The organism is Tenacibaculum maritimum NCIMB 2154, assembly GCF_900119795.1.
GTDB classification, from domain to species: Bacteria; Bacteroidota; Bacteroidia; order Flavobacteriales; family Flavobacteriaceae; genus Polaribacter; species Polaribacter maritimus.
On record NZ_LT634361.1, the window covers coordinates 1,695,032 to 1,717,810 of the forward strand.

The following is a 22,779-nucleotide window of genomic DNA, read 5'->3' on the forward strand; positions in this document are numbered from 1 at the left end:
ATTTTTAGTTACTATGTTAGCAAGGGTATAGAAATTTTAAAGTATGGATTTGAGCTAGGCAAAATTTTATACTCTTGCGGAAACCTTAACGAGAATATCCTAAAAAAAATTGTAACGGATATTTTCTTAAATACACGAATCTCAGATAAGAACTTAATGTAAGCTTTTAGCGGCTGTAAGCGTTGGTAAATTGTGTTTAAAAATAAAAGCTTTTTCAGCTTTAAGTTTTAAAAAGCAATACGATCGATTTTGGCAAGAGGAAATTTTACATAACGGCTAATTATAGATACAAATGTGTGTTCGAATGTTTCTTGAGAATCGCGTATTTAAAAAAAATTGAATAATTGTACAGAATATTAAAATTAAACGAAAAAAAAAGCCAAACAAGAATGTTTAATGCCTCAAGCGCTATAGTTTATTGTGCGTTCCAGGCTTTCTGGGATATTTTATAGAGAATTATAGCTATCAAATAAACTTAGAAGTTAATTAGCCGTAATTTCTTTTAACATAATTATTGTAGATATAGACCTAAAGGCACTATATCTACAATTATGTGTAAATAGCCAGAAAGACGGCTATACAGAAATTACTACATATTTAAACTATAATTTATATTATGTTAAATAGAGTGTTACACTCCTATAAATATATCTTTTGTCACTATCAATTAAATCAATTAGATATGTTTTGCCATTCCTATTTACTTTTCTAAATTTGTAGTGTAATTCTTATATAACTAGTTACTCGTTAGCTTTTCCTAAAATCAGGAATAAGAATTATTTAACTAACTATTAAATATTCCCCCAAATGAAAAAAATATCATTTCTTTGACTTACGTAACATATCGTTCTCGTATAAAAAATCAATAAAATCTTATAATTTATCATCTCTTACAAATAATTAAGAGACTTCTCAAGGTACCTATAGCATGTATTGCTTTCTTTTAATTTTTGTTGTTAAGAATGTACGGATATGCTTTTGAAATTCAACTTTTATAAGATTTATATAAACTTTACATATTAAAACATACTTATTAACGCCGTACAGGCATTTTTAAGACGGAATTTTTATGCAAAAAGTGCCCCTTTTTGTTAACCAACTATTAAACATTCCCCCAAATGAAAAAAATATCATTTTTTTGACTTGCGTAACATATTGTTCTCGTATAAAAAATCAATAAAATCTTATAATTTATCATCTCTTATAAATAATTAGGAGATTTCTCAAGCTACCTATAGCAGGTATTGCTTTCTTTCAATTTTTGTTGCTAAGAATGTACGGATATGCTTTTGAAATTCAACTTTTATAAGATTTATATAAACTTTACATAATTAAAATATGCTTATTAACGCCGTACAGGCATTTTTAAGACGGATTTTTATGCAAAAAAGTGACCCTTTTGAATTAATATAAACCCCTTAAATATAATTAAAAATGAAAAAAATTATTACGTCTTTAACATTGTTAGCTTTTATAGCTTATTCCTGTAATACAGATGACGAAGTACTTTCTAATCAACAAGTAAGTACTACAGGAATAGATAATAAAGGTATTAAGTTGGAAGGAGACGAGGCTTTGAAAGCTCTCGAAGAAATCAACGCTAGCAATGAATGGAAATTAATAGCTAAAGGAGAAAAAGAAAGTGAAGAAAGAGTTTCAAATGGTTTAATAAGCTTACCAGCTTCTTCCCCATTAAACATAACTCAAGGATTAGAAAAATTAGGCATTACAACTGGTGAAATTACACAAGCAACATCTACATTTGATAAGTGGCTAGCTCACTTTGAGGTTTTTAAACCTTATGCTGTTTTCTTTAATGATAAAGATGTGTTGAACAATCAGTATGGATATACTCCTAAATATGTAGGTAGCAGAAATAGAGAGAGATATGGATATGTTCCTTTTGCTATCAAAGCAGGAAAACCTTCTGTAAGTTATGATAGATTAGATACTCAAGGAAAAGAAGTTCATGAGTTTTATATTATTAATGAAAGTAACTTAACAGATGAATCAACGCAATCATATTCATATGAGCAAGGTGTAGAAGAATCTGTAAATGTAAGTGCGGGAGTTTCTTTAGGCTTTGAAGCTAAAATAGGCGTTCCTATGTTTGCTGAATCTAGTTTTTCTGTAGGTGTGGAGCTTAGTACAGGGTATTCTAATACTAGAAGTACTGTTAAAACTATTGCTGCTGAATATACAGCTCAAATGCCTCCTAGAACTAAGAGAAAAATTAGAATTGTAACTGATTTAGTAAATGTTGATGCTAGGTATAAGATTCCTTATGTTCTTAATGGTAACTTTGAAGCATACTATTATTACCAATTAGAACATACAGGAGGAAGATCAACTCCTGATGGTGATAAAACAAGAAACATCTTCCCTGCTAGTACTCTTGATAAGTACATAGGAAACCAAAAAAGTGCAGGTAGTATATCATATTTAAAGAAATCAAATGTACAGGTATTTGCAGGTCCAGCGATTCCGTTAGACTAATATAGTTACATTTGACTTTACCCTTGAAAATTAAGTGTTAAGTTCCATCATGAGTTTTCATGATGGAATTTTTCTTTATGGAATCATGAATAAGGCTTCCGTAATTCATTGGCAAAATATTTATTAGAGTATATTTGCTGCTATGAACTTTACCTTATTATCTTCTCCTTTGCAAGGATTTACTGATTTCCGGTTTCGAAATGCTCAAAACAAATATTTTGGAGGTATTGATACTTTTTATGCTCCATACATTCGGTTAAACGGAAAAATGAAAATTAAATCGAGTTATGATAAAGATTTGCAGCTTGAAAATAATAAAACATTAGAGGTGATTCCTCAAATTATAACGAATAAAGTTGAAGAGTTTTTATTTGTTGCAAAATATGTGCAAGAGCTAGGCTATAAGGAGCTAAATTGGAACTTGGGCTGCCCCTATCCTATGGTAACTAAGTCAGGAATGGGCTCAGGACTTATTGCTAATCGTGCTAAAATTGATGCAATATTAGATCAAGTACATCATGAAACAGATATTGTAGTATCTATGAAAATGAGATTAGGATATGAAAATAGCAACGAAATACTAAGCACCTTCCCTATTCTTGAAAAATATCCTTTAAAAAATGTAGCGATTCATGCCAGAATAGGCAAGCAGCTTTATAAAGGCGGCGTTGATTTGAATGCTTTCCAAAAATGTATTGATACTTCAAAGCATTTGCTATACTATAATGGAGATATTACTTCTATAGAGGAATTTAAAAAAATACAACAGCGCTTTCCTGCTATTAAGCATTTTATGATAGGCCGTGGTTTGATAGCCGACCCGTTTTTACCTAGTATGATTAAAGAAAATGCCACGGAATATCCAAAAGATAGATGGAGTATTTTTAGAGATTTTCATGAAGAAATTTATCAGCAATACGATGCTGCTTTATCTGGACCAACTCCTATAAAAATGAAAATGTTAGGTTTTTGGGAGTATTTTTCTAAATCTTTTTCAAACCCTCATAAAACATATAAAAAAATAAAAAAAGCAACCTCTCCACAGAAGTATCAGCAAGCAGTAAAAGAAATACTAGATAACGAAAAATAAATACCTATATAATGCAAAAACAAAAAAAATCGCAATTAGAATTTATTGCGTTAATGGCTTCATTAATGTCATTAGTGGCACTTGCTATAGATGCTTTACTTCCTGCATTAAAACAGATAGGAATTTCTATAGGTATTGCATACGTTAACGATAACCAACTATTAATAACCATGATATTTTTAGGCTTGGGACTAGGACAATTAATAGCAGGGCCTATTTCAGATAGTATTGGAAGAAAGCCATTAATTTACTGGGGGTTTGCTGTGTTTGTTATAGCTAGTTTTATATGTGTGACTGCTGAAAGTTTAGAAATGATGGTGGTAGGTAGAATATTACAAGGAATTGGACTTTCTGCTCCTAGAACGATTAGTATAGCCATGGTTAGAGATAGTTTTAGTGGTGACTATATGGCTAGAATCATGTCTTTTATAGTAGTTGTATTTATTCTGATTCCAGTAGTAGCTCCTGCAATAGGAAAAATAATGCTTGATTTATATGGATGGAAATCTATTTTCTATAGCCAGTTGATCTTTGGAGTATTGGTGATTATTTGGTTTTGGAAAAGACAACCTGAGACGTTGAGTAATCATCATAAAAAAAAGTTTTCCACCAATTTATTTGTAAATGGTTTTAAAGAGTTTATAAAGCACAAAGCAGCTATTATTTTTACATTAATATCTGGCTTTATAACAGGGGCATTCATGGTATATTTATCAGCTTCGCAAACAATATTTCAAGAACAATATGGTTTGGTAAATGAATTTCCGTTTATTTTTGCAGGACTGGCTATAGCTGTTGGTTTTGCTACTTTTTTAAATGGTGCTTTTGTTGTAAAATATGGAATGTTACGGCTTATTTCTGTATTTTTAGTTTTATTCACAATCATTCCTCTTATATATCTTTTTCTATTTTATCAAAAGAGCAATCCTTCTATTATTGTACTGCTAAGTTTTTTTGGGGTTCAGTTTTTTGCCATTGGTTTTTTGTTTGGAAATTTGAGAGCTTTAGCCATGCAGCCTATTGGATACATTGCTGGTGTAGGAGCCGCTATTAATGGCTTTTTTTCAACAATAATGGCAGTTCCAATAGCTTCTTATATTGGAAGTTTTATAAACACTACTGCCCTACCTCTTTTTATAGGCTTTTTAGTTTGTGGGGTATTTTCTTTAGCGCTATTGGCTATTTTTAAAAAGGAAAAGTCTAACAATTTTTCAAATCAAACATAAAAACATTTCTATTGAAGATTCCTATTATTTATCAAGACGAACATATGCTTTGTGTATCAAAACCTAATAATACTTTGGTGCATCATGCACACCATTCGCGTAATGTTTCTAATGAAAAATCATTACTACAGCTATTAGACGAACAAATTGGAGGAAAATATTACCCGATTCATCGCTTAGATCGTAAAACATCTGGAATTATTCTATTAGCTAAAAAAACAGAGTATGTAGCTAAGTTTCAAAAATTATTTACCAATAATGAAATACAAAAAACTTATTACGGGGTTATTAGAGGACATTCTCCTAAAGCAAAAATTATTGACACGCCAGTAAAAGGACGTGATGGGAAGGTGTATAAAGAGGCGGAAACTCAATTAAAAACTTTACAAACGATCACTTTAAACATTCCTGTAAAACCTTATGAAACTTCTCGGTATAGTTTGGTTGAATTGAAGCCAAAAACGGGAAGGTTGCATCAACTGCGAATTCATATGAATAAAATTAGTCATCCATTAATAGGAGATGCCAAGTATGGAGATAAAAACCATGACATGATGTATGTAAATAACTTTGGATGGGAAAACATGTTTTTGCATGCCAGCAGCTTAGAATTTGTACACCCTTTTAGCAAAGAGGTCTTGTTTTTAAAATCGGATTTACCCAAGGATTGGAGTAGCTTATTAAAAGAGTTCAAATGGGAGATTTAAAAGAAATAGCTTTTGTGTTTTTTAAATTAGGATGTATTGCTTTTGGCGGCCCAGCGGCTCATATAGCCATGATGGAAGAGGAAGTTGTTCAGAAGCGAAAGTGGATTTCAAGACAGCATTTTTTGGACCTTATGGGAGCTACTCACTTGATTCCAGGACCTAACTCAACTGAATTAACCATGCATTGTGGCTACCAAAGAGGTGGAATATTGGGCGTGTTTGTTGCTGGTATTTCTTTTATTTTTCCAGCAGTTATCATAACAGGTGTTTTTGCTTGGCTCTATGTTTCTTATGGAAAATTACCAGAAATAATCCCGTTTATTTATGGTATAAAACCGGCAGTATTAGTGATTATAGCTATGGCAATACTAAAATTGGGAAAGAAAGCAGTAAAAGGCTATGAATTGACGCTTTTAGGAATCTTAGTAATACTAGCTGCTTTATTAGGTTGTAATGAAGTAGTTGTTTTACTCGTAGCTGGCGGTATAGGTACTATTTATTTTCATCTAAAAAAACAGCAATTTACCCAAAAGAATCACTTAATAGTTTTGCCTTTATTTTTATTAAAAGTTTCTTCTATTCCGAAAATAATTCTTTCTTCTTCTATATTTTGGAGTTTTTTAAAAGTTGGAGCTATTTTGTATGGAAGCGGATATGTTCTATTTGCTTATTTAGATGCGGAGTTAGTTGCTAGCGGATTGCTTTCAAGGCAAGAACTAATTGATGCTATTGCTATTGGCCAACTTACTCCTGGCCCAGTACTTTCTACAGCTACTTTTATAGGATATCAATTAAACGGTATATCAGGTGCTATTGCTGCTACCATAGGTATATTTTTACCGTCTTTTATTTTTGTGCTTATTTTAAATCCTCTTGTAGATAAAATGAGAGCTTCTAAAATACTATCTTACTTTTTAGATTCAGTAAATGTAGCTGCCGTTGCTATCATGCTCGTAGTGTTGATTAAAATGGGATATAGCTCTTTAATTAGCTATAGGGAATTTATAATTCTGGGAATCAGTATTTTATTAATTTATAAAATAAAAAAAATGAATAGTATATGGCTAGTTCCTATTGGTGCCATTATAGGATATTTACTAACTTTTATATAAAACGTGAAAAGGCGATTAAAAAATAGAAAAGGTCGTCTAAAATTCAGACGACCTTTTCTATTTAATAAAAGATTAAAAATCTTTTTACAGTTCTTTAAAAATAGCGTGCATCATTCTTTTTTTATCATTGATGCTCTCCTCTAATGAAATCATAGTTTCAGTTCTACTAACACCTTCAATATCATCTATTCTATAAATGATTTCTTTAGCTTCATTAGTTCCTTTTGCTCTTACTTTACAAAAAATATTGTATTTACCAGCAGTAACATAGGCTACTGTTACATTAGGTATCAAACGTAAGTTTTCTAGTACGTATTGAGTTTTTGATGTTTTATCTAAAAAAACACCTACATGTGCAATAAAAGAATATCCCATTTTTTCGTAATTCAACGTTAGTGTTGAACCTTGAATAATTCCTTCATCTTCCATTTTTTTTACACGAACATGGATGGTTCCTGCAGAAACTAAAAGTTTTTTGGCAATGTCTGTAAACGGAGTACGCGCATTTTCTATTAAAATGTCTAAAATTTGATGGTCTATTTCATCAAGGACAAATTTCTTCATTATTTTTTTAAATTTTTTTCAAATAATAGTGCAAAAATATTAATTTTTTTAGTCATATCATACTTTTTTTTAAGTAAAGTTTAAAAAAATCAGTCTTTTTGTATGATATCTCTATGAGCTAAGAAGTTGGATAAATCACCTTCTTTTTCCTTTTTTAAAGCGGTTACAAAGGTACCATTTTCTATCGTTTCTACATACTGAAAAGCAACATCTTTTTTGTTTTTATTTCTATGTATAACGTCAAAGAAAACCTTTTGATTATTGGGAATATCGAAATATTCTTTATATTGATGATACTTATTTTCAATTGAAATATGATAGATACCTTGTACTAAAGCATAGAAGTTGTATTCTCGTACTTTTTCTCTTTGATAATCATTTGGGTAATGCCCTGCTTCTATTAAAATAGTATTATGCCCTAGCTTCTGAAAATTATCTCCTGTTGCCGTTGGATAAAATTCGTCAGTATAACGACCTATATGATTCGGTATTATTTGCTGTAAGAAAGAGTTCATGGCAATAATAACATTCATGGTAGCAATTCTTCCTTGGGTAATTTTTCGGGTTACTTCTTCTGAAGGAGCCAAAAAAGATATAGCAGCTGGATTTTTAGTTCCTTCAACACCAAAAATGGTGCGTTGGTCATGTAAATTAAAGCAAAATATTGGAGAAAAACGATCTAATATAGTTCTTAATAACCTACTTTCTTTAGCTTTTAAATCAACAGCATCTCTATTCAAATCAATTCCGTTTGAATTTACTCTAGTATATGCTAAAGAGCCATCAGGATTTAACATAGGAATGATTTCTAAAGTACATTCTTCCAAAATTTTACGAACCAATACAGATGCTTGTTCTTGTATTAAAAAATTGAATAGATCAAAAATAGCTTTGGTTCCAGTACTCTCATTTCCATGCATTTGACTCCATATAAGAATCTTCTTTTTTCCAGTACCTATTGATACTTTATAAATAGGTACTCCTTTTTCAGAATTTCCTATTTTTTCTGAAGAAAAATGACTTGCTATATTCGCTAATAAAGGCTTTATATCTTGAAAAGAAATCCATTTTCCTGATAAAGTACTTTCTTTTATCTTCAGATAGTCTTGCTGAAGTTTTTTTACGTTTAACAATGTCATTTTATACAGAGAACCAATTTTTAACCAATCTTTTTTCTATTGGTTCTGATGAAACATGTACGTAATCATTTTTAATAGCATCATAGCTATAATCTTTGGACCAATCAGCTATATTTTCTGCTAAAGTTTTTAATGAGCTACAAATAAAAGCTAATTCTGTTGTTGTGATTGTTGGATGAACAGATAAGCGAACCCATCCTGGCTTTTCAGTATTACAGCCTTCTAAAATTAAATTTTCAATAGCTTTAGAAGTCTTTTTATCTACATTTAATAAAAAATGCCCGTAAGTTCCTGCACAAGAGCATCCTCCTCTAGTTTGAATACCAAAACGATCATTTAATAATTTTACAACCAAATTAAAATGGTACTTTTCAAAGTAAAAAGAAAATATACTCAATCTTTCTTTATGATGAGGGGCTAATATATGTACTCCTTCAATACTTTCTAAGACTGAAAACAAACGCTCATTTATTTCATCTTCTCTTTTTTTAATATTAGTAGTTCCCATCTTTTCTTTTAACTGAATAGCTAAGGCTATTTTAATAGTTTGTAAAAAAGCTGGAGTACCTCCATCTTCACGAGTTTCTACATCATCAAAATAATCATGGTCACCCCAAGGGTTAGTATAGCTAACCGTTCCTCCTCCTGGGTTATCAGGTACCATATTTTTATAGAGTTTTTTATTAAAAATTAAGACCCCTGAACTTCCTGGACCCCCTAAAAATTTATGAGGTGAAAAGAAAACAGCATCTAAATATTCCTCTTTATGTTCAGGGTGCATATTGATATCAACATAAGGAGCAGAACAAGCAAAATCTACGAAGCATAAGCCATTATAATCATGTATTATTTTCGCTATTTTATGGTATTCTGTTTTGATACCTGTAACATTAGAGCAAGCTGTAATGGAAGCGATCTTTAATTTTCGCTCTTTATTTTCTTCTAAAATCTCTTTGAATTGAGCTAAGCAAATTAAACCTTCCTGATTGCAAGGAATTACTTTTACATCAGCTATTGTTTCTAACCATGATGTTTGATTAGAATGGTGTTCCATATGACTAACAAAAACAATAGGTCTTTTTTCTTCAGGAATAAGGGTATGCTCTTTAAGATTTTCGCATACCTTTAATCCTAAAATTCGTTGAAATTTATTAACAACACCAGTCATACCAGAGCCTTCGGTTATCAATACATCATCTTTACTTGCATTTACATGACGTTTAATAATGTTTCTTGCTTCATGATAAGCTAAAGTCATAGCAGCGCCTGAAGTAGATGTTTCTGTATGCGTATTCGCAACAAAAGGACCGAATTCATTTAATAGCTTCTCCTCTATCGGCCTGTATAATCGCCCGCTTGCAGTCCAATCACTATAAATTAATTTTTGAATTCCATAAGGCGATTCAAACGATTGATCGATACCTACGATATTTTTACGAAACTGATTAAAATAATGCTCTAGTGTTTCCATCTGTGTCATTTTAAAAGAGTCTAAACTTTCCTCCTATTAATATTGTCTTTTCATAGAAATAAAAACTTTGAGAAGCAGTATCCAATGCACTTAAAGTTGTTTTAATATCTGGCATATTGATATACCCTACTTTAAAATCAGATTGAATATAAAAATGCTTCAAAAAGGAAATATTAATTCCTGCTCCAGCAGAGATTCCCCATCCTGATAGATGGAAATCGTCATGTCTTTCTCTTCCAAATAATTTCGTATTTGTTCTTGGGTATAAAATTCCAGCTCCTATTCCTTCTGTTAAATTAATTTGTAAATCTTCTAAATTTAAACCGAACCAGTGACTAATATCGTCAAAACGCTTTACTTCAACATTTACATAATTTAACCCATCAGTATGCTCAAAGCGCAAAAAATCTTCTGAGAGTTTTATTGTTTGATTATCATATGTTCCGTCATAAGTATTACCTACATTAATGTTTCCGTTAATTTTTACATCTTGATCGTCAACCATTACATATTTCATATGATCTACTCCAATAGAAACAGTGTAATTTTCCTTAAAAAAGTATCCTATTCTATAATTCGTTTGGGGTATTGTAACCCTTCCTGGATTAAAGTAATCATTAAAAGAAAATTTAGTTTGCCTATCTCGTGCCTTTACATTAGATAAGGTGAAATCGTAATTATTTCCTTTAAAACGGATATCAGAATCGGTATAATTAGCCCAATTCCATCCCCAATACACAAAAAACTTTCCTTTATTGGTCGTTTTCTTTTTCTTAAGAAATTCTTCTTTTTCTTGTCCTATTATTGCAGTAATGCTCATGAGCATCACAAATATAAATGATGTTTTTGTTTTCAATTATTTACGCTATTATTTGTTCAATTTCTTTTATAAATCGCTCTGCTAATGTATCAGCATTATCTTGTGAAACACTTTCTGTATAAATTCTAATAATAGGTTCCGTATTTGATTTACGTAAATGAACCCACTCATTCGCAAAATCAATTTTAACCCCGTCTATTGTATTCACATCTTCTTCTTTATACTTAGTTGCCATTTTTTCTAAAATGTCATCTACATTTATTTGAGGAGTTAACTGAATTTTATTTTTACTCATAAAATAGCTAGGATAACTAGCTCTTAATTCCTTACAAGACATTTTTTTATGAGCCAAATGCGATAAGAATAAGGCTACCCCTACTAAGGAATCTCTTCCATAATGAGACGCTGGATAAATGATACCTCCATTTCCTTCACCTCCTATCACTGTTTCAGTGTCTTTAATCATTTGAACTACATTAACTTCTCCTACTGCACTTGCTGTATAGGTACCTCCATGTTTTTCAGTTATATCTCTTAATGCTCTTGATGATGATAAGTTTGAAACAGTGTTTCCACCATTTAGCTTTCCTAAAACATAATCAGCACAAGCCACTAATGTGTATTCTTCTCCAAACATAGATCCATCTTCGGCAATTAAAGCCAAACGATCTACATCAGGATCTACAACGATTCCTAAATCAGCTTTCTTTTTCACCACTAACTCAGAAATATCAGTTAAATGTTCTTTAAGAGGCTCTGGATTATGAGGAAACTGCCCATTAGGTTCACAATACAATTCAATACATTTTACTTTCAATGCTTTTAATAAAGCAGGAATTGCAATTCCTCCCGTAGAATTTACGCCATCAACAACAACTTTAAATTTTGCTTTTTTAATAGCTTTAGTATCTACTAAATCGAGCTTTAAAACTTCTTTTATATGCTTTTTAATATAATTTTTTTTCTTTTTGTAAGTACCTAAATCATCCACTTGAGCAAAATCAATAGCTGCATCATTTTCAGCTATTTCTAATATTTCTGCACCGTCAGCACCATTTAAAAATTCTCCTTTATTATTTAATAATTTTAAAGCATTCCATTGCTTAGGGTTGTGCGAAGCTGTTAAAATAATTCCTCCATCAGCTTTTTCCATAGGCACAGCTATTTCTACTGTAGGAGTTGTTGATAAGCCTAAATCAAGCACATTAATTCCTAAGCCTGTTAAGGTATTAGCAACTAAGCTACTGATCATTTTACCAGAAATACGAGCATCTCTTCCTAAAACTACCGTAAGCTTTTTATTAGTTGAGTGTTGTTTTTTTATAAACGTACCATAAGCTGCTGCAAATTTTACAGCGTCAATTGGTGTTAAATTGTCACTTGGATTTCCACCTATGGTTCCTCTAATTCCTGATATTGATTTTATTAATGTCATCTCTTCTTTTTTATTGTATAACAAAGATAAAGTTATTTAAGAAATTACTCATGTTTCTTCTTGCTTTAACTGTAACTTTTGTTACACAATAACATATATAAATTAAATTTATCGCAATAAAATGTTCTTTTTTCTTTTAAATCGTAATAAATCTAAAAGAAAAACCGCTAAGCTTTTTTGCTTAGCGGTTTAAAATATTTAATGGTATCTGTTTTTATTTACCTTCCATTTTTCTTTTTAATTCAGCTAATCCTCCGATATCTCCAAGAGTAGTTTTTTCTGCTTCTGCTGCTTTTTTAGTAGCCGCTTTCACATTTCTTTGCTCTTGCTCTTTAAAGATAGCTGTATGAGAAACTACAATTCTTCTGTATTCTTTAGAGAATTCTAATACTTTGAATTGAGCAGTATCTCCTTTTGCTAATTTGTTACCGTCTTCTTTTTCTAAGTGACGAGAAGGAGCAAATCCTTCAACACCATCAGCAAAAACTACAGTAGCACCTTTGTCATTCTTTTCTTTGATTGTTCCTTCGTGAACAGAGTCGATAGCATATGTACCTTCATGAGCATCCCAAGGATTATCTTGTGTTTGCTTATGACCTAAGTTCAACTTACGGTTATCAACATCTAATTCTAACACTTGAACTTCTAATTTATCCCCTACTGTTACAAAGTCAGATGGGTGCTTCACTTTCTTAGTCCAAGATAAGTCAGAAATATATACTAATCCATCAATACCTTCTTCTAATTCAACAAAAACACCAAAGTTAGTGTAGTTACGAACAGTACCAGTATGTGTAGAACCTACAGGATATTTAGTGGTAATGTCTGTCCATGGATCTGGATGTAATTGCTTCATTCCTAAAGACATTTTACGCTCTTCGCGATCTAATGTTAAGATTTGAGCTTCTACTTCGTCTCCTACTTTTACAAAGTCTTGTGCAGAACGTAAGTGCGTTGACCAAGACATTTCAGATACGTGGATTAATCCTTCTACTCCTTCTTCTACTTCAACGAAAGCACCGTAATCCGCTAAAACAACTACTTTACCTTTTACTTTATCTCCTACTTTTAAGTCGGCATTTAAAGCTTCCCATGGGTGAGAAGATAATTGTTTTAATCCTAATTGAATTCTTGACTTATTATCGTCAAAATCTAAAATTACAACATTTAATTTTTGATCTAATTCAACAACTTCATTAGGGTGGTTGATACGAGACCAAGACAAATCTGTGATATGAACTAAACCATCAACACCTCCTAAGTCAACGAACACTCCATAAGAAGTAATGTTTTTAACAACACCTTCTAATACTTGTCCTTTTTCTAATTGGCCAATGATTTCTTTCTTTTGATCTTCTAAATCAGCTTCAATTAACGCTTTATGAGAAACTACTACATTTTTAAATTCATGGTTGATTTTCACCACTTTGAATTCCATAGTTTTCTCTACATATTGATCGTAATCTCTAATTGGTTTTACATCAATTTGAGAACCTGGTAAGAATGCTTCAATACCAAATACATCTACGATCATACCACCACGAGTTCTACATTTAACAAAACCATTAACGATTTCACCTGTTTCGTGTGCGTTATTTACTCTATCCCATGCTTTAATTACACGAGCTTTTTTATGAGATAATACCAATTGACCAGAGCTATCTTCTCTTTTATCAACTAATACTTCTACTTTATCACCAACAGCTAGGTTAGGGTTGTAACGAAATTCGTTTAAAGAAATAACTCCTTCTGATTTAGAATTGATATCGATAATTGCATCTCTATCCGTTTTTCTTACAACAACTCCTTCAATTACATCGCGTTCGTTTACGAAACCTACAGTTCCTTCTAACGCTTTTTCGAATTCTTTTAATTTAGCTTCATCAACTTCATCAATACCTTCTTCGTATTTATGCCAATTAAAAGTTGCTAAAAATTCTGCTGGGTTTACTGCTTCTGCAGTTGTTTTTTTTGTTTCTTCAGACATTCTGAAAACTACTTTGTATCTTTTTGTATCTCAGATTTTTAACAATAGATACGCCAAGAGAAATTATACTTTATATAAGTTGTTTTTAACCTTTTTTAAATCTGTTCTTGTAAAAAGGCGTGCAAATTTATAGTTTTTTATTGAGATAACCTACGATATATTAGTAATTTAGTGGCTTAGTGCTAAAACTAATTTAAACTTTGTATCAAGATTTATTTTTTCAAATGTAGGCTAGTTATTTTAAAAATCTGTTTTGCTATTCCATGCACAAACATCTTTAGGTCTCTTTTTGCCGTATCAAACTGTGATATTATTTGAGTTGCTCTTTTTCTATATTAACTTGTATCCTCTTATTTTTCAATTACTTTTTTTATAAAAACAATAAGAGAGCTAACTTTTCTTAGCTCCCTTATACACATCTTCTATTTTATACTACCTTTTTATTCTGCTCTTAGAGCTAATCAAATACAGTTTTGAGTTCTCTAAACACAACTTGAGCTTTACTTGCTTTATAATTAAAAGGACACTATAATATTGACTTAAATAATTAGTTTTATGTTTTAGAATAATTTAGTATAAAAGTAGATTCCCATAATTATAAAATATCCTAGCAGTTTTATATTTTGGAATGTTATAATACAAATTCCGATTAGCTGTTTTATAAATTAGATCACTATAATTATAAAACATCTTAGCAGTTTTATATTTTGGAATGTTATAATACAAATTCTGATTAGTTGTTTTATGAATTAGATTACTATAATTATAAAATATCTTATTAGTTTTAATTTAATTATCTGTAAATTTAATTTTTGATACTTTAGAATATTCTTTTGAACTTGCTCCGTACACACTTTTAACGTATTTTTTGACATTTTGAGCTATAGTATAGAGCCCTACTCCTTCTGCATATAAAATATTGTTACGTGCTATAAGTTTTGTATTTAACTCTGCTTCCGTTTGATTGACTAAACGTGTACTAGTTACTAACGATGTTAAGTAAGTATTTAGCTTTGTTAATTTTAGTTCTTCTATGTTTGGTTTATAGTTTGGTATAGTTGATAATAGCTGTAGTAATTTTGAAAAATTATCTGCTAGCTGTGTATAAGATTGACGAGAAGTAGATACCGATTTACTTTCTTCTTCATTTATTTCTTCTTTTTTCTTTTTTGATCCTTGTAACAAATAATTTAGAGATTTTGCTTGGTCTAATGTACGGCTTGGTAAGCCTAAAATATCTAATTGATTGATGATTCTTGTACAAGTTGGTTTTAAGTTTTCATAAGCTTCTTGCCGTTTGTGAATTGCACTTTTATTTGCGTTTCGTTTTTCTTCTACTACTGAAAGGTTTGTTAATGCGGTTTTGTAAAGTGCTTTTAGGTTTTTAATTTTTAGGTTATCTACAGAAGGGTTATAAGCTGTGTAAACGACTACCTGTTCTATTAACTTTTGTAAATTAGCAACATTTTTTGCATTTCCTGTTTCATATTGTTGACTCATATTATTGTTTTTTTTATGAATTATAGGTATAAATATACATATTTATTGTAAAAAAGATGCTTTTTTAACCTTTTGATTGTTTTGTTATTTCTTCTTTATATTCTAAATGATTATTATTTACGTGTAGTTTATTAATACATTTCTTTTTAATAATTCAAAGTAAGAAGAACCTATTTTAATAACTACTTGTTATCATAATTATATTGTAAAGAAATAAGGGAGTTTAGCAAAACTCCCTTATTTATATAGCTGTAATTTATTTTGGTGGGGAACTCGATGAAAAATAGCTTATACATTTTGATGTAAAAAGCAAGGAGGATATATTAATTTTGACTCCTTTTTTTGAAATAAACTATGGAGTGTTCTCCGTTATTATTAGTTAGTTTATAGTTTTTTTATACCATCTAAAAATTGAGCTTCTGAATGAGGTAGTAATTTTTTAGCTATTTCTAATGTGTTTACAATATCGTATTCACTGCAATTGGGTATTTCAAAATTACACATACCTTCCATAGCACACTGGCTTACATTTATTAACGAACCTATTAGGCTTACTAGCTCTACGTAACTAGTGTCTACTTTTATTTTTATTTCTGAGTATTCATTATTTTCTGACGAAACTAACGTTTTTAAATACATTTCTTTCAACTCGCGAATTTGCTCTAAATTCATATTTACTTAATTTAAGGGGTTATATAAATATTTCTAAAAGATCATAGCTATTTTTGTTGAACAATAGCAAAACTACCCCTCTTTTTTTACTGTTATGTTAACTTAAGTTAATATGCTAGCAAAATCTTAAAAAACGATACTAAAAGAAAAAAGTTTTAGCATTACTCTATACGCAATCTTTTTTTGATCCTACTTATCGATTGGTTTTTTAATCCTAAAAATGAAGCTATATGATATTGCGGTATCCTTTCACATAAAACCTTGTATTGCGCCACAAAGTTTAAATATCTTTCTTCTGGCTTTAAAAAAAGTAAACTCTCTGTACGGTACAACAACTTATTAAAGGAGTTTTCAGCAATAATTCTACCTATTCTTTCCCATCCCTTTGACATACTGTATAACCTTTCTAAATCATCAATATGAATATAAATAATATCAGAATCTGTTAAAGACTGGATGTAATATAAACAAGGGGTTTGATTAACTAAACTTTTAAAAGCTGTAAAGAAATCATTATCGGAGTGTAAAAAAATATTCCTTTCCTCTAATAACTCATCGTCTATATAGTAGGTTCTAAAAACACCTGAAATAATGAATCCTAGATACTTACAAATATTCCCATATTCATTGAAATACTCTCCTTTTTTAAACTTTTTTTTCCTCCATAGATTTCTGGACAACTCAAGCTCTTCTCTTTTGATACTTATGTTACTTTCTAAACTATCAAACAATAAATTTACTTCTTCCATTTTATTTTAATCTTCAATTTCTTCAATTGCTACTTTAAATAAATTATTAAAAATGATGAATATGCCAGCTGCTTCTTTTTTACGAATCGCTATCGTATATTCACAGTCTAGCTCTAATTTTTGATGGACAATATTAATGTTCTTTTCTTTGATAATACGCATTACTTTGTTCATCATATCGTAACCAAAGTTTAGTTTATACTTAATATCAATTGTTTTTTCAATTATATCAGCAGTTTCCAATGCTAATTGAGCTGATGTTTTATAGGCGTTTATAAGTCCTCCAACTCCTAGCTTTGTTCCTCCAAAATAGCGAACAGAAACAATCAAGATATTGGTTACATCAAACGCCTGTATTTGTCCATAAATTGGCTTTCCTGCCGAATTACTGGGCTCCCCATCATCATTTACTCTAAATCGAATTTTTTCCGTTCCAAACTGCCATGCATAACAAAAGTGACGCGCTGAATGGTGCTTTTTTTTTAATTGTTCCAAAGCTTCTTTTACGTCCTCTTCAGTAAGAACAGGAAATGCATATCCAAAAAATTTACTATTTCTATCCTTGAATACTATTTCTTGAGAAGGGGATTCAATTGTTTTATAAATATCTTTTATCTCTTTTGTCATGCTGAGGCTACTAATAAAATACTCATAATGGCTAAGGCAACTCCAATCCAATTTTTTTTAATTAGTTTCTCTTTAAAGAAAAGTAAGGCAAAAAGAGTTGTCATTATCATTACAGAAACGTTATTAATGGTAAACAACGTAGAGCTTTCTAATCCTTCCGTTTGCAAAGCTTTCAATAAAAACTCCATTGAAAAATAATTAGGAACTCCTAGAATAATACCCCAAAAAATGCTTTTAATTTCAAATTTACTAATTTTTTTTCTTATTCTTTGAAGTATTACAATAAAAACCCCAAAAATAAAAGCTATTCCAAAAATAGTTGCTAAAAATAAAGGGACGCTTTCTTGGTTTACATAAGTGGTTTCTACATATTTTAATCCTGTATCAATGCATCCCGATCCTGTAAATAGCAACAAGGGAAACATCAAATTTTTAAACTTTACAGCCTTGGTGTCACTTTTCGCTGATGATAAATACACTGCTGTTAAAGCTAATATAATTCCTATAAATTTAAAAAGACTCATACTTTCTTTATACACAAGTACTCCAAAAAGAATAGGAATTATTACAGACATTTTACCAGAAACTGAAGCTACTGATAATCCATTTTTTTGTGATGTTATTCCCATGATATTAAATACAGAAATAAATAAAATACCTAAGAAAAAAGCCCCTAGAAACCAAGGTTGATTTGGTATTTCTGTAAGAGAAATGGATGCATTAGAAACCCCAAGCCCAAAAAGAAAAGCGATGATGTAATTTACAACAATTGCCTGCAATGTATTGACCCTATATATTTCAAATAATTTAAAAATAACAAATAACAAACTAGATGTTAACACGCTTAACACAAGATAGATCATAACAATAATTCTTTTCTATTTAACAAATCAGTTACTTCTTCTTTTGGTAACAAATGCCAAGTATGTATTCCTAATTCTTTTGCAGCATCTGTATTTTCTTGAGTATCGTCAATAAAAATAGTTTCACTAGCCATTAAGTCGTTTTCCTTTAAAACAAATTCATAAATGTTTCTATTAGGTTTTCTAAAATGAATTTCATGCGATAAATAAAATTTTTCAAAGCAATCCTTAAATTCATGATACAATTTCATCCCCCAATCATTCTGAATCCATGAAATATGCAAATCATTCGTATTACTCAATAAAAATAATCTATATTTTTTAGAAGCTTTTAACGCTTTTAAAAAAGAAAGCCTTTCTTGAGGAAAATCTAATAAAATAGCATTCCACGCATTTATAAGTGCTTCTTTTTGAATTGTTGGGAATTTATTTTTATAAAAACTAATAAACTCATTTGTAGTTAATAACCCCATTTCATACTTATAGTAGGTTGCTATCATATCGCTAGAAATATCAGTAACTCCTAGCTTTGCCATTTCTCTATAAGTAGCTTCTTTATCTAAATTGATGAATATGTCACCAAAATCAAAAATGATATTTTTAATCATTTGTATATATTTTTAAAACATCTTTTACAATGTTCTTTCTTGTTTTTAATTTTCCTTTTAGTCTTGGTTTTCTAATTCCGTTTTTAAACTCAACATCTCCTATAAAAACCCTCGCCTCATCCCATAAATTTAGATCTATAAATGATTGTAGCGTTTGTGTTCCTCCTTCAACAATTAGCGATTGTATTTTTTCTTCCTGTAGAAAGGCTACTATCTGTGTTATAATTTCTGTAGAAAAATCAATTGATTTATAGGTTATTCCTTCTCTTTTTAAAGGAGGAGTCGCCTTCTTCCTGTCAAAAAAAACAATCGTCTTGGCACTACCATCCAATACGTTTGCTTCTTGAGATATTTGTAAGCTTTTATCTATCACCAACCGAATGGGATTTTTTCCACACCAACTACGTACATTTAATTGAGGATTATCAGCCAGGACAGTATTGGTTCCTACTAAAATAGCATGTTCTTCTGCTCGCCATTTATGTACTAATTGTTGAGAATATACATTAGAAATCCAAATGGGAGTCTGCTCTTTCTTAACCGAAGGAGCAATAAGGCCATCTTGTGTTTCTGCCCATTTTAAAATGATATAAGGGCGCTTTTGATTTTGAACTGTAAAAAAGCGTTTGTGATGTTCTATACTAGCTTCTTTTAATATGTTCATAGTAACATTACATCCTGATTTCTTTAACCGTTCAATACCTTTTCCTGCCACTAAACTATTCGTGTCTATTGTTCCAATGACTACATTAGGAATTTTATGCTGCATGATTAAATCAGCACAAGGCGGTGTCTTTCCAAAATGAGCGCAAGGTTCTAATGTCACATAAATGGTAGCTTCTTTTAATAGTTCTTTGTTTTTAACAGCCCGAATTGCGTTTACTTCTGCATGCGCTCCTCCGTAAGGACTTGTAAATCCTTCTCCTATTATTTTACCTTTATGAACAATAACAGCTCCTACCGACGGATTGGGTCTTGTGGTACCTATTCCGTTTTTAGCAAGCTGCAAACAACGTTGTATATAATTTGTATGATTGATATTATTGTAATTTTATTTCTTCTGTTTGGTCTATAGCATATATTCTTGAAAATCCAAATAAAGCATATTTTAAGTTTCCTTTAAAACGAACTTTTAAGCTATTGCTTAAAAGCGCATTTATAAGACCTCCTAAAATCCCATTCTTTTTCGTTTCAAATACTTTTTTAGTAGGGATCTTCACTTGTAAAGGAACTTCAAATTCTTTTCTTGCTGGAACTTTAAACTTCTCAGAGGATACCTTAGCTATTTCTGTTTCGTTTACCATTACTTTGATTTCATCTGTAGAAATAGTTCCCCCAATATCATTTGGGTTTTGGAAAAATGCACTAGCTTTCAAATGAATGGTATCCGATTTAATAGCAACTACTTTGATAGCATCAACTTTTAAAAAAATGGGTTTCTCTCGAACAGAGCAATTTAAAAAACACAACAATATTCCTAAAAAATACACGAATTTCCTCATCTTTGTTATTTAAAAAATTAAGTACTTTGCTTTTGCAAAAATAGCATATTCAAATGACACCGAAAGACTTTATTATTAGAGAGATTAAATCCAGTGATAATTTAGCCGTAGCTAGCCTTATCCGTTCCGTTCTATTAGAACTTGGAGCCCCTAAAGTAGGAACCGCTTATGAAGATAAAGCGACAGATACGATGTTTGAGACGTATCAAAAAGAAGCTGCCAGCTATTTTGTAATTGAGTATAAAAGTACGATTATAGGTGGATGTGGCTTTGCTAAGCTAGATGGTGATGAGGAAAAAAATATTTGTGAATTACAAAAGATGTATTTCTTACCAGAAGCTAGAGGAAAAGGACTGGGTAGTCTCTTAATAAAGAAATGCTTAGAAAAAGCGGCTTCAATAGGATTTGAGCAGTGTTATTTAGAAACAATGCCATATATGCAAGCTGCTAGAGCTTTGTATAAAAAAAATGGATTCATAGCATTGGATGCTCCTATAGGAAACACAGGACATTACTCTTGTAGTGTTTGGATGCTTAAAAACTTATAAACATATTTTAATGCTATTAAATCAATTTAGAGCTAAATTTTCAGAAGAACTTTCCGCTATTTACCCTAAAACAGAAATAGATGCTATCTTTTTTATTTTGATGGAAGATGTTTTAGGGCTTCAAAGAATAGAGGTTGTTATGCAACCTAATTTTAAGATTCCTTTAGAAAAGGTTTCTTTTTTGAATACCTGTTTAAAGGAGTTATATAAGGAAGTTCCCATTCAATATCTTTTAGGAAAAACAATGTTTTACGAACTTCCTTTTTATGTAAATGAGCATACTTTAATTCCCAGGCCAGAAACGGAAGAGTTAGTTCATTGGGTGTTAAACGAAATTGCTGATTTTCCGAACCAGCAAAAAAGCCATAAAGTATTGGATATCGGTACCGGAACTGGGTGTATTCCTATCGCTATAAAAAAGAATTCTAAAAATACTGCTGTTTTTGCTATTGACATTTCTAAAGAAGCCTTAAAAATAGCTCAAAAGAATGCTCTCTTAAATGAAGTAAATGTTGGTTTTTTTGAGGTAGATATTTTAACTACCAAAAAGTTAGATGGGATCTTTAATACGAGTAATAGTCAAAAATTTGATATTATCATCTCTAACCCTCCATATGTTAGAGAATTAGAAAAAGTTGAAATTCAGAATAATGTTTTAAAAAACGAGCCTCATTTAGCATTATTTGTTACCAATGATAATCCACTGATATTCTATAAGAAAATAGCTGATTTGGCAAAAAAATCCTTATCTCCAAAAGGAATGCTCTTTTTTGAAATCAATCAATATTTAGGAAAAGAAACTATAAATATGTTAAAAGAAAAAGGATTTAAGAGCATTGTTTTACGCAAAGACGTATTTGGCAATGATAGAATGATTAAAGCTAGTTTCTAAAAAACTTTTAGTTAAATTTAGTTAAACCCACTCTTTACTCTTAAGGCTTTTCATCATTTTTCGTACTTTTATAGGTATGAAAAAACTCGTAAAAATAGTAGGTATTTTATTGTTGTTATTGATAGTTATTGGTGCTATTTTCTATACCAGAAATAACGATGATTTACCTAAAGGAAAACAAGGAGCAAAAGCGGATAAATTAGCTCATAAAATGTTAAATGCTTTGAATTATGAAGCCTATAAAAATACTCGTTTTTTAGAATGGTCTTTTAGAGGAAAGCGCTTTTATAAGTGGGATAAAAAAGAGCATGTAGTAACCGTTTCTTGGGAAAATACAAAAGTGATCTTAAATACAAAAGAACCTAATAAAACAAAAATATTCGAAAATGGTGCTCTTGTAAAAAATGAAGCAGTGTTAAAAAAAGCTACTGATTATTTTAATAATGATAGCTTTTGGTTGGTTGCTCCATATAAAGTGTTTGAAAACGGAATAGAAAGACGCCTTGTTAACTACCAAAATAAAGAAGCTTTGCTTGTTACATATACCTCGGGAGGCTCTACTCCTGGAGATTCTTATTTATGGATTTTAAATGAGAAAGGATTGCCAATCAGTTATAAAATGTGGGTATCTATCATTCCCATAGGTGGAACGGAAGCTTCGTGGAGTGATTGGGTAACTACTCAATCTGGCGCTTTGTTACCTACTAAACATGAATTATCAGTAGGAACACTAGATCTTGGAGAGGTAAAAGGTTATAATTAAATATCGTA

22 protein-coding genes are annotated in these 22,779 nt (G+C 30.6%); 8 read left to right on the top strand and 14 right to left on the bottom strand.

Annotation, left to right across the window (positions count from 1 at the left end):
- Positions 1–1,434: 1,434 nt before the first annotated feature.
- The 5 genes from MARIT_RS07645 (at position 1,435) to chrA (ending at position 6,631) form a co-directional block, all read left to right on the top strand.
- Positions 1,435–2,496, top strand: coding sequence for an ETX/MTX2 family pore-forming toxin (locus MARIT_RS07645; RefSeq protein ID WP_100211194.1), 1,062 nt, complete (start codon positions 1,435–1,437; stop codon positions 2,494–2,496).
- A 142-nt stretch (positions 2,497–2,638) separates the two neighbouring features.
- On the top strand, positions 2,639–3,586 hold the full coding sequence (locus MARIT_RS07650) for a tRNA dihydrouridine synthase (RefSeq protein ID WP_100211195.1): 948 nt from the start codon (positions 2,639–2,641) through the stop codon (positions 3,584–3,586).
- 11 nt (positions 3,587–3,597) lie between these two features.
- Positions 3,598–4,812 (top strand): multidrug effflux MFS transporter, encoded by a 1,215-nt coding sequence (locus MARIT_RS07655; RefSeq protein ID WP_100211196.1) that lies wholly within the window; start codon positions 3,598–3,600, stop codon positions 4,810–4,812.
- 11 nt (positions 4,813–4,823) lie between these two features.
- Positions 4,824–5,519, top strand: a complete 696-nt coding sequence (locus MARIT_RS07660) for a pseudouridine synthase (RefSeq protein ID WP_100211197.1) — start codon at positions 4,824–4,826, stop codon at positions 5,517–5,519.
- Positions 5,507–6,631 carry a chromate efflux transporter gene (gene chrA / locus MARIT_RS07665; RefSeq protein ID WP_100211198.1) on the top strand — a complete coding sequence of 375 codons (1,125 nt, stop codon included), beginning with the start codon at positions 5,507–5,509 and terminating at the stop codon, positions 6,629–6,631. The genes MARIT_RS07660 and chrA overlap by 13 nt, the downstream gene beginning before the upstream one ends.
- An 84-nt stretch (positions 6,632–6,715) precedes the next feature.
- Here chrA and MARIT_RS07670 read toward each other — a convergent pair whose 3' ends face one another.
- From MARIT_RS07670 to MARIT_RS07735, 14 genes are all read right to left on the bottom strand, one after another.
- Entirely contained in the window at positions 6,716–7,195 is a 480-nt protein-coding gene (locus MARIT_RS07670; RefSeq protein ID WP_024742032.1) for an Lrp/AsnC family transcriptional regulator, read from the bottom strand.
- Between the two features lie 89 nt (positions 7,196–7,284).
- Positions 7,285–8,334: a M14 family zinc carboxypeptidase gene (locus MARIT_RS07675; RefSeq protein ID WP_024742033.1), complete on the bottom strand. Its 1,050-nt coding sequence runs from the start codon at positions 8,332–8,334 to the stop codon at positions 7,285–7,287.
- 1 nt (position 8,335) lies between these two features.
- On the bottom strand, positions 8,336–9,805 hold the full coding sequence (locus tag MARIT_RS07680; RefSeq protein ID WP_100211199.1) for an aminotransferase class V-fold PLP-dependent enzyme: 1,470 nt from the start codon (positions 9,803–9,805) through the stop codon (positions 8,336–8,338).
- Positions 9,806–9,815: 10 nt separating this feature from the next.
- Positions 9,816–10,625, bottom strand: a complete 810-nt coding sequence (locus MARIT_RS07685; RefSeq protein ID WP_024742035.1) for a hypothetical protein — start codon at positions 10,623–10,625, stop codon at positions 9,816–9,818.
- Positions 10,626–10,665: 40 nt separating this feature from the next.
- Positions 10,666–12,060, bottom strand: a complete 1,395-nt coding sequence (gene glmM / locus MARIT_RS07690) for a phosphoglucosamine mutase (RefSeq protein WP_100211200.1) — start codon at positions 12,058–12,060, stop codon at positions 10,666–10,668.
- A 214-nt stretch (positions 12,061–12,274) separates the two neighbouring features.
- Positions 12,275–14,047, bottom strand: a complete 1,773-nt coding sequence (gene rpsA, locus MARIT_RS07695) for a 30S ribosomal protein S1 (protein WP_024742037.1) — start codon at positions 14,045–14,047, stop codon at positions 12,275–12,277.
- Positions 14,048–14,836: 789 nt separating this feature from the next.
- Complete coding sequence (locus MARIT_RS07700; RefSeq protein WP_024742038.1) at positions 14,837–15,547, bottom strand: hypothetical protein; 711 nt, start codon at positions 15,545–15,547, stop codon at positions 14,837–14,839.
- Positions 15,548–15,931: 384 nt separating this feature from the next.
- Positions 15,932–16,219 carry a hypothetical protein gene (locus tag MARIT_RS07705; RefSeq protein ID WP_024742039.1) on the bottom strand — a complete coding sequence of 96 codons (288 nt, stop codon included), beginning with the start codon at positions 16,217–16,219 and terminating at the stop codon, positions 15,932–15,934.
- Between the two features lie 161 nt (positions 16,220–16,380).
- The gene (locus MARIT_RS07710; protein ID WP_024742040.1) at positions 16,381–16,968 is read right to left on the bottom strand and encodes a Crp/Fnr family transcriptional regulator; all 588 of its coding nucleotides are present in this window, start codon (positions 16,966–16,968) and stop codon (positions 16,381–16,383) included.
- Positions 16,969–16,974: 6 nt separating this feature from the next.
- Positions 16,975–17,595: an IMPACT family protein gene (locus tag MARIT_RS07715; protein WP_174683267.1), complete on the bottom strand. Its 621-nt coding sequence runs from the start codon at positions 17,593–17,595 to the stop codon at positions 16,975–16,977.
- Positions 17,592–18,458, bottom strand: a complete 867-nt coding sequence (locus MARIT_RS07720) for an EamA family transporter (RefSeq protein ID WP_100211201.1) — start codon at positions 18,456–18,458, stop codon at positions 17,592–17,594. Before MARIT_RS07720 ends, MARIT_RS07715 begins: the two co-directional genes overlap by 4 nt.
- Positions 18,455–19,066, bottom strand: coding sequence for an HAD family hydrolase (locus tag MARIT_RS07725; RefSeq protein WP_024742043.1), 612 nt, complete (start codon positions 19,064–19,066; stop codon positions 18,455–18,457). Before MARIT_RS07725 ends, MARIT_RS07720 begins: the two co-directional genes overlap by 4 nt.
- Positions 19,059–20,105 carry a bifunctional diaminohydroxyphosphoribosylaminopyrimidine deaminase/5-amino-6-(5-phosphoribosylamino)uracil reductase RibD gene (gene ribD / locus MARIT_RS07730; protein WP_262509617.1) on the bottom strand — a complete coding sequence of 349 codons (1,047 nt, stop codon included), beginning with the start codon at positions 20,103–20,105 and terminating at the stop codon, positions 19,059–19,061. The genes MARIT_RS07725 and ribD overlap by 8 nt, the downstream gene beginning before the upstream one ends.
- Before the next feature lies 1 nt (position 20,106).
- Complete coding sequence (locus MARIT_RS07735) at positions 20,107–20,568, bottom strand: NDR1/HIN1-like protein (RefSeq protein ID WP_024742045.1); 462 nt, start codon at positions 20,566–20,568, stop codon at positions 20,107–20,109.
- A 53-nt stretch (positions 20,569–20,621) separates the two neighbouring features.
- Here MARIT_RS07735 and MARIT_RS07740 point away from each other — a divergent pair, with 53 nt between their 5' ends.
- The 3 genes from MARIT_RS07740 to MARIT_RS07750 all read left to right on the top strand — a co-directional run bounded on the left by MARIT_RS07740 (position 20,622) and on the right by MARIT_RS07750 (position 22,771).
- Complete coding sequence (locus MARIT_RS07740) at positions 20,622–21,116, top strand: GNAT family N-acetyltransferase (protein ID WP_024742046.1); 495 nt, start codon at positions 20,622–20,624, stop codon at positions 21,114–21,116.
- Positions 21,117–21,126: 10 nt separating this feature from the next.
- The gene (prmC, locus tag MARIT_RS07745; protein ID WP_100211203.1) at positions 21,127–22,008 is read left to right on the top strand and encodes a peptide chain release factor N(5)-glutamine methyltransferase; all 882 of its coding nucleotides are present in this window, start codon (positions 21,127–21,129) and stop codon (positions 22,006–22,008) included.
- 76 nt (positions 22,009–22,084) lie between these two features.
- Positions 22,085–22,771 carry a hypothetical protein gene (locus MARIT_RS07750; RefSeq protein WP_100211204.1) on the top strand — a complete coding sequence of 229 codons (687 nt, stop codon included), beginning with the start codon at positions 22,085–22,087 and terminating at the stop codon, positions 22,769–22,771.
- Positions 22,772–22,779: the final 8 nt, after the last annotated feature.

Coding starts and splice junctions, on each gene's coding strand:
- MARIT_RS07650 (WP_100211195.1), top strand. CDS start 2,639: ATGAACTTTACCTTATTATCTTCTCCTTTGCAAGGATTTACTGATTTC.
- MARIT_RS07700 (WP_024742038.1), bottom strand. CDS start 15,547: ATGAGTCAACAATATGAAACAGGAAATGCAAAAAATGTTGCTAATTTA.
- MARIT_RS07740 (WP_024742046.1), top strand. CDS start 20,622: ATGACACCGAAAGACTTTATTATTAGAGAGATTAAATCCAGTGATAAT.
- MARIT_RS07680 (WP_100211199.1), bottom strand. CDS start 9,805: ATGGAAACACTAGAGCATTATTTTAATCAGTTTCGTAAAAATATCGTA.
- MARIT_RS07685 (WP_024742035.1), bottom strand. CDS start 10,625: ATGAGCATTACTGCAATAATAGGACAAGAAAAAGAAGAATTTCTTAAG.
- MARIT_RS07735 (WP_024742045.1), bottom strand. CDS start 20,568: ATGAGGAAATTCGTGTATTTTTTAGGAATATTGTTGTGTTTTTTAAAT.
- chrA (WP_100211198.1), top strand. CDS start 5,507: ATGGGAGATTTAAAAGAAATAGCTTTTGTGTTTTTTAAATTAGGATGT.
- MARIT_RS07670 (WP_024742032.1), bottom strand. CDS start 7,195: ATGAAGAAATTTGTCCTTGATGAAATAGACCATCAAATTTTAGACATT.
- MARIT_RS07750 (WP_100211204.1), top strand. CDS start 22,085: ATGAAAAAACTCGTAAAAATAGTAGGTATTTTATTGTTGTTATTGATA.
- MARIT_RS07725 (WP_024742043.1), bottom strand. CDS start 19,066: ATGATTAAAAATATCATTTTTGATTTTGGTGACATATTCATCAATTTA.
- rpsA (WP_024742037.1), bottom strand. CDS start 14,047: ATGTCTGAAGAAACAAAAAAAACAACTGCAGAAGCAGTAAACCCAGCA.
- MARIT_RS07655 (WP_100211196.1), top strand. CDS start 3,598: ATGCAAAAACAAAAAAAATCGCAATTAGAATTTATTGCGTTAATGGCT.
- MARIT_RS07675 (WP_024742033.1), bottom strand. CDS start 8,334: ATGACATTGTTAAACGTAAAAAAACTTCAGCAAGACTATCTGAAGATA.
- MARIT_RS07705 (WP_024742039.1), bottom strand. CDS start 16,219: ATGAATTTAGAGCAAATTCGCGAGTTGAAAGAAATGTATTTAAAAACG.
- MARIT_RS07710 (WP_024742040.1), bottom strand. CDS start 16,968: ATGGAAGAAGTAAATTTATTGTTTGATAGTTTAGAAAGTAACATAAGT.
- glmM (WP_100211200.1), bottom strand. CDS start 12,060: ATGACATTAATAAAATCAATATCAGGAATTAGAGGAACCATAGGTGGA.
- MARIT_RS07645 (WP_100211194.1), top strand. CDS start 1,435: ATGAAAAAAATTATTACGTCTTTAACATTGTTAGCTTTTATAGCTTAT.
- MARIT_RS07720 (WP_100211201.1), bottom strand. CDS start 18,458: ATGATCTATCTTGTGTTAAGCGTGTTAACATCTAGTTTGTTATTTGTT.
- MARIT_RS07715 (WP_174683267.1), bottom strand. CDS start 17,595: ATGACAAAAGAGATAAAAGATATTTATAAAACAATTGAATCCCCTTCT.
- prmC (WP_100211203.1), top strand. CDS start 21,127: ATGCTATTAAATCAATTTAGAGCTAAATTTTCAGAAGAACTTTCCGCT.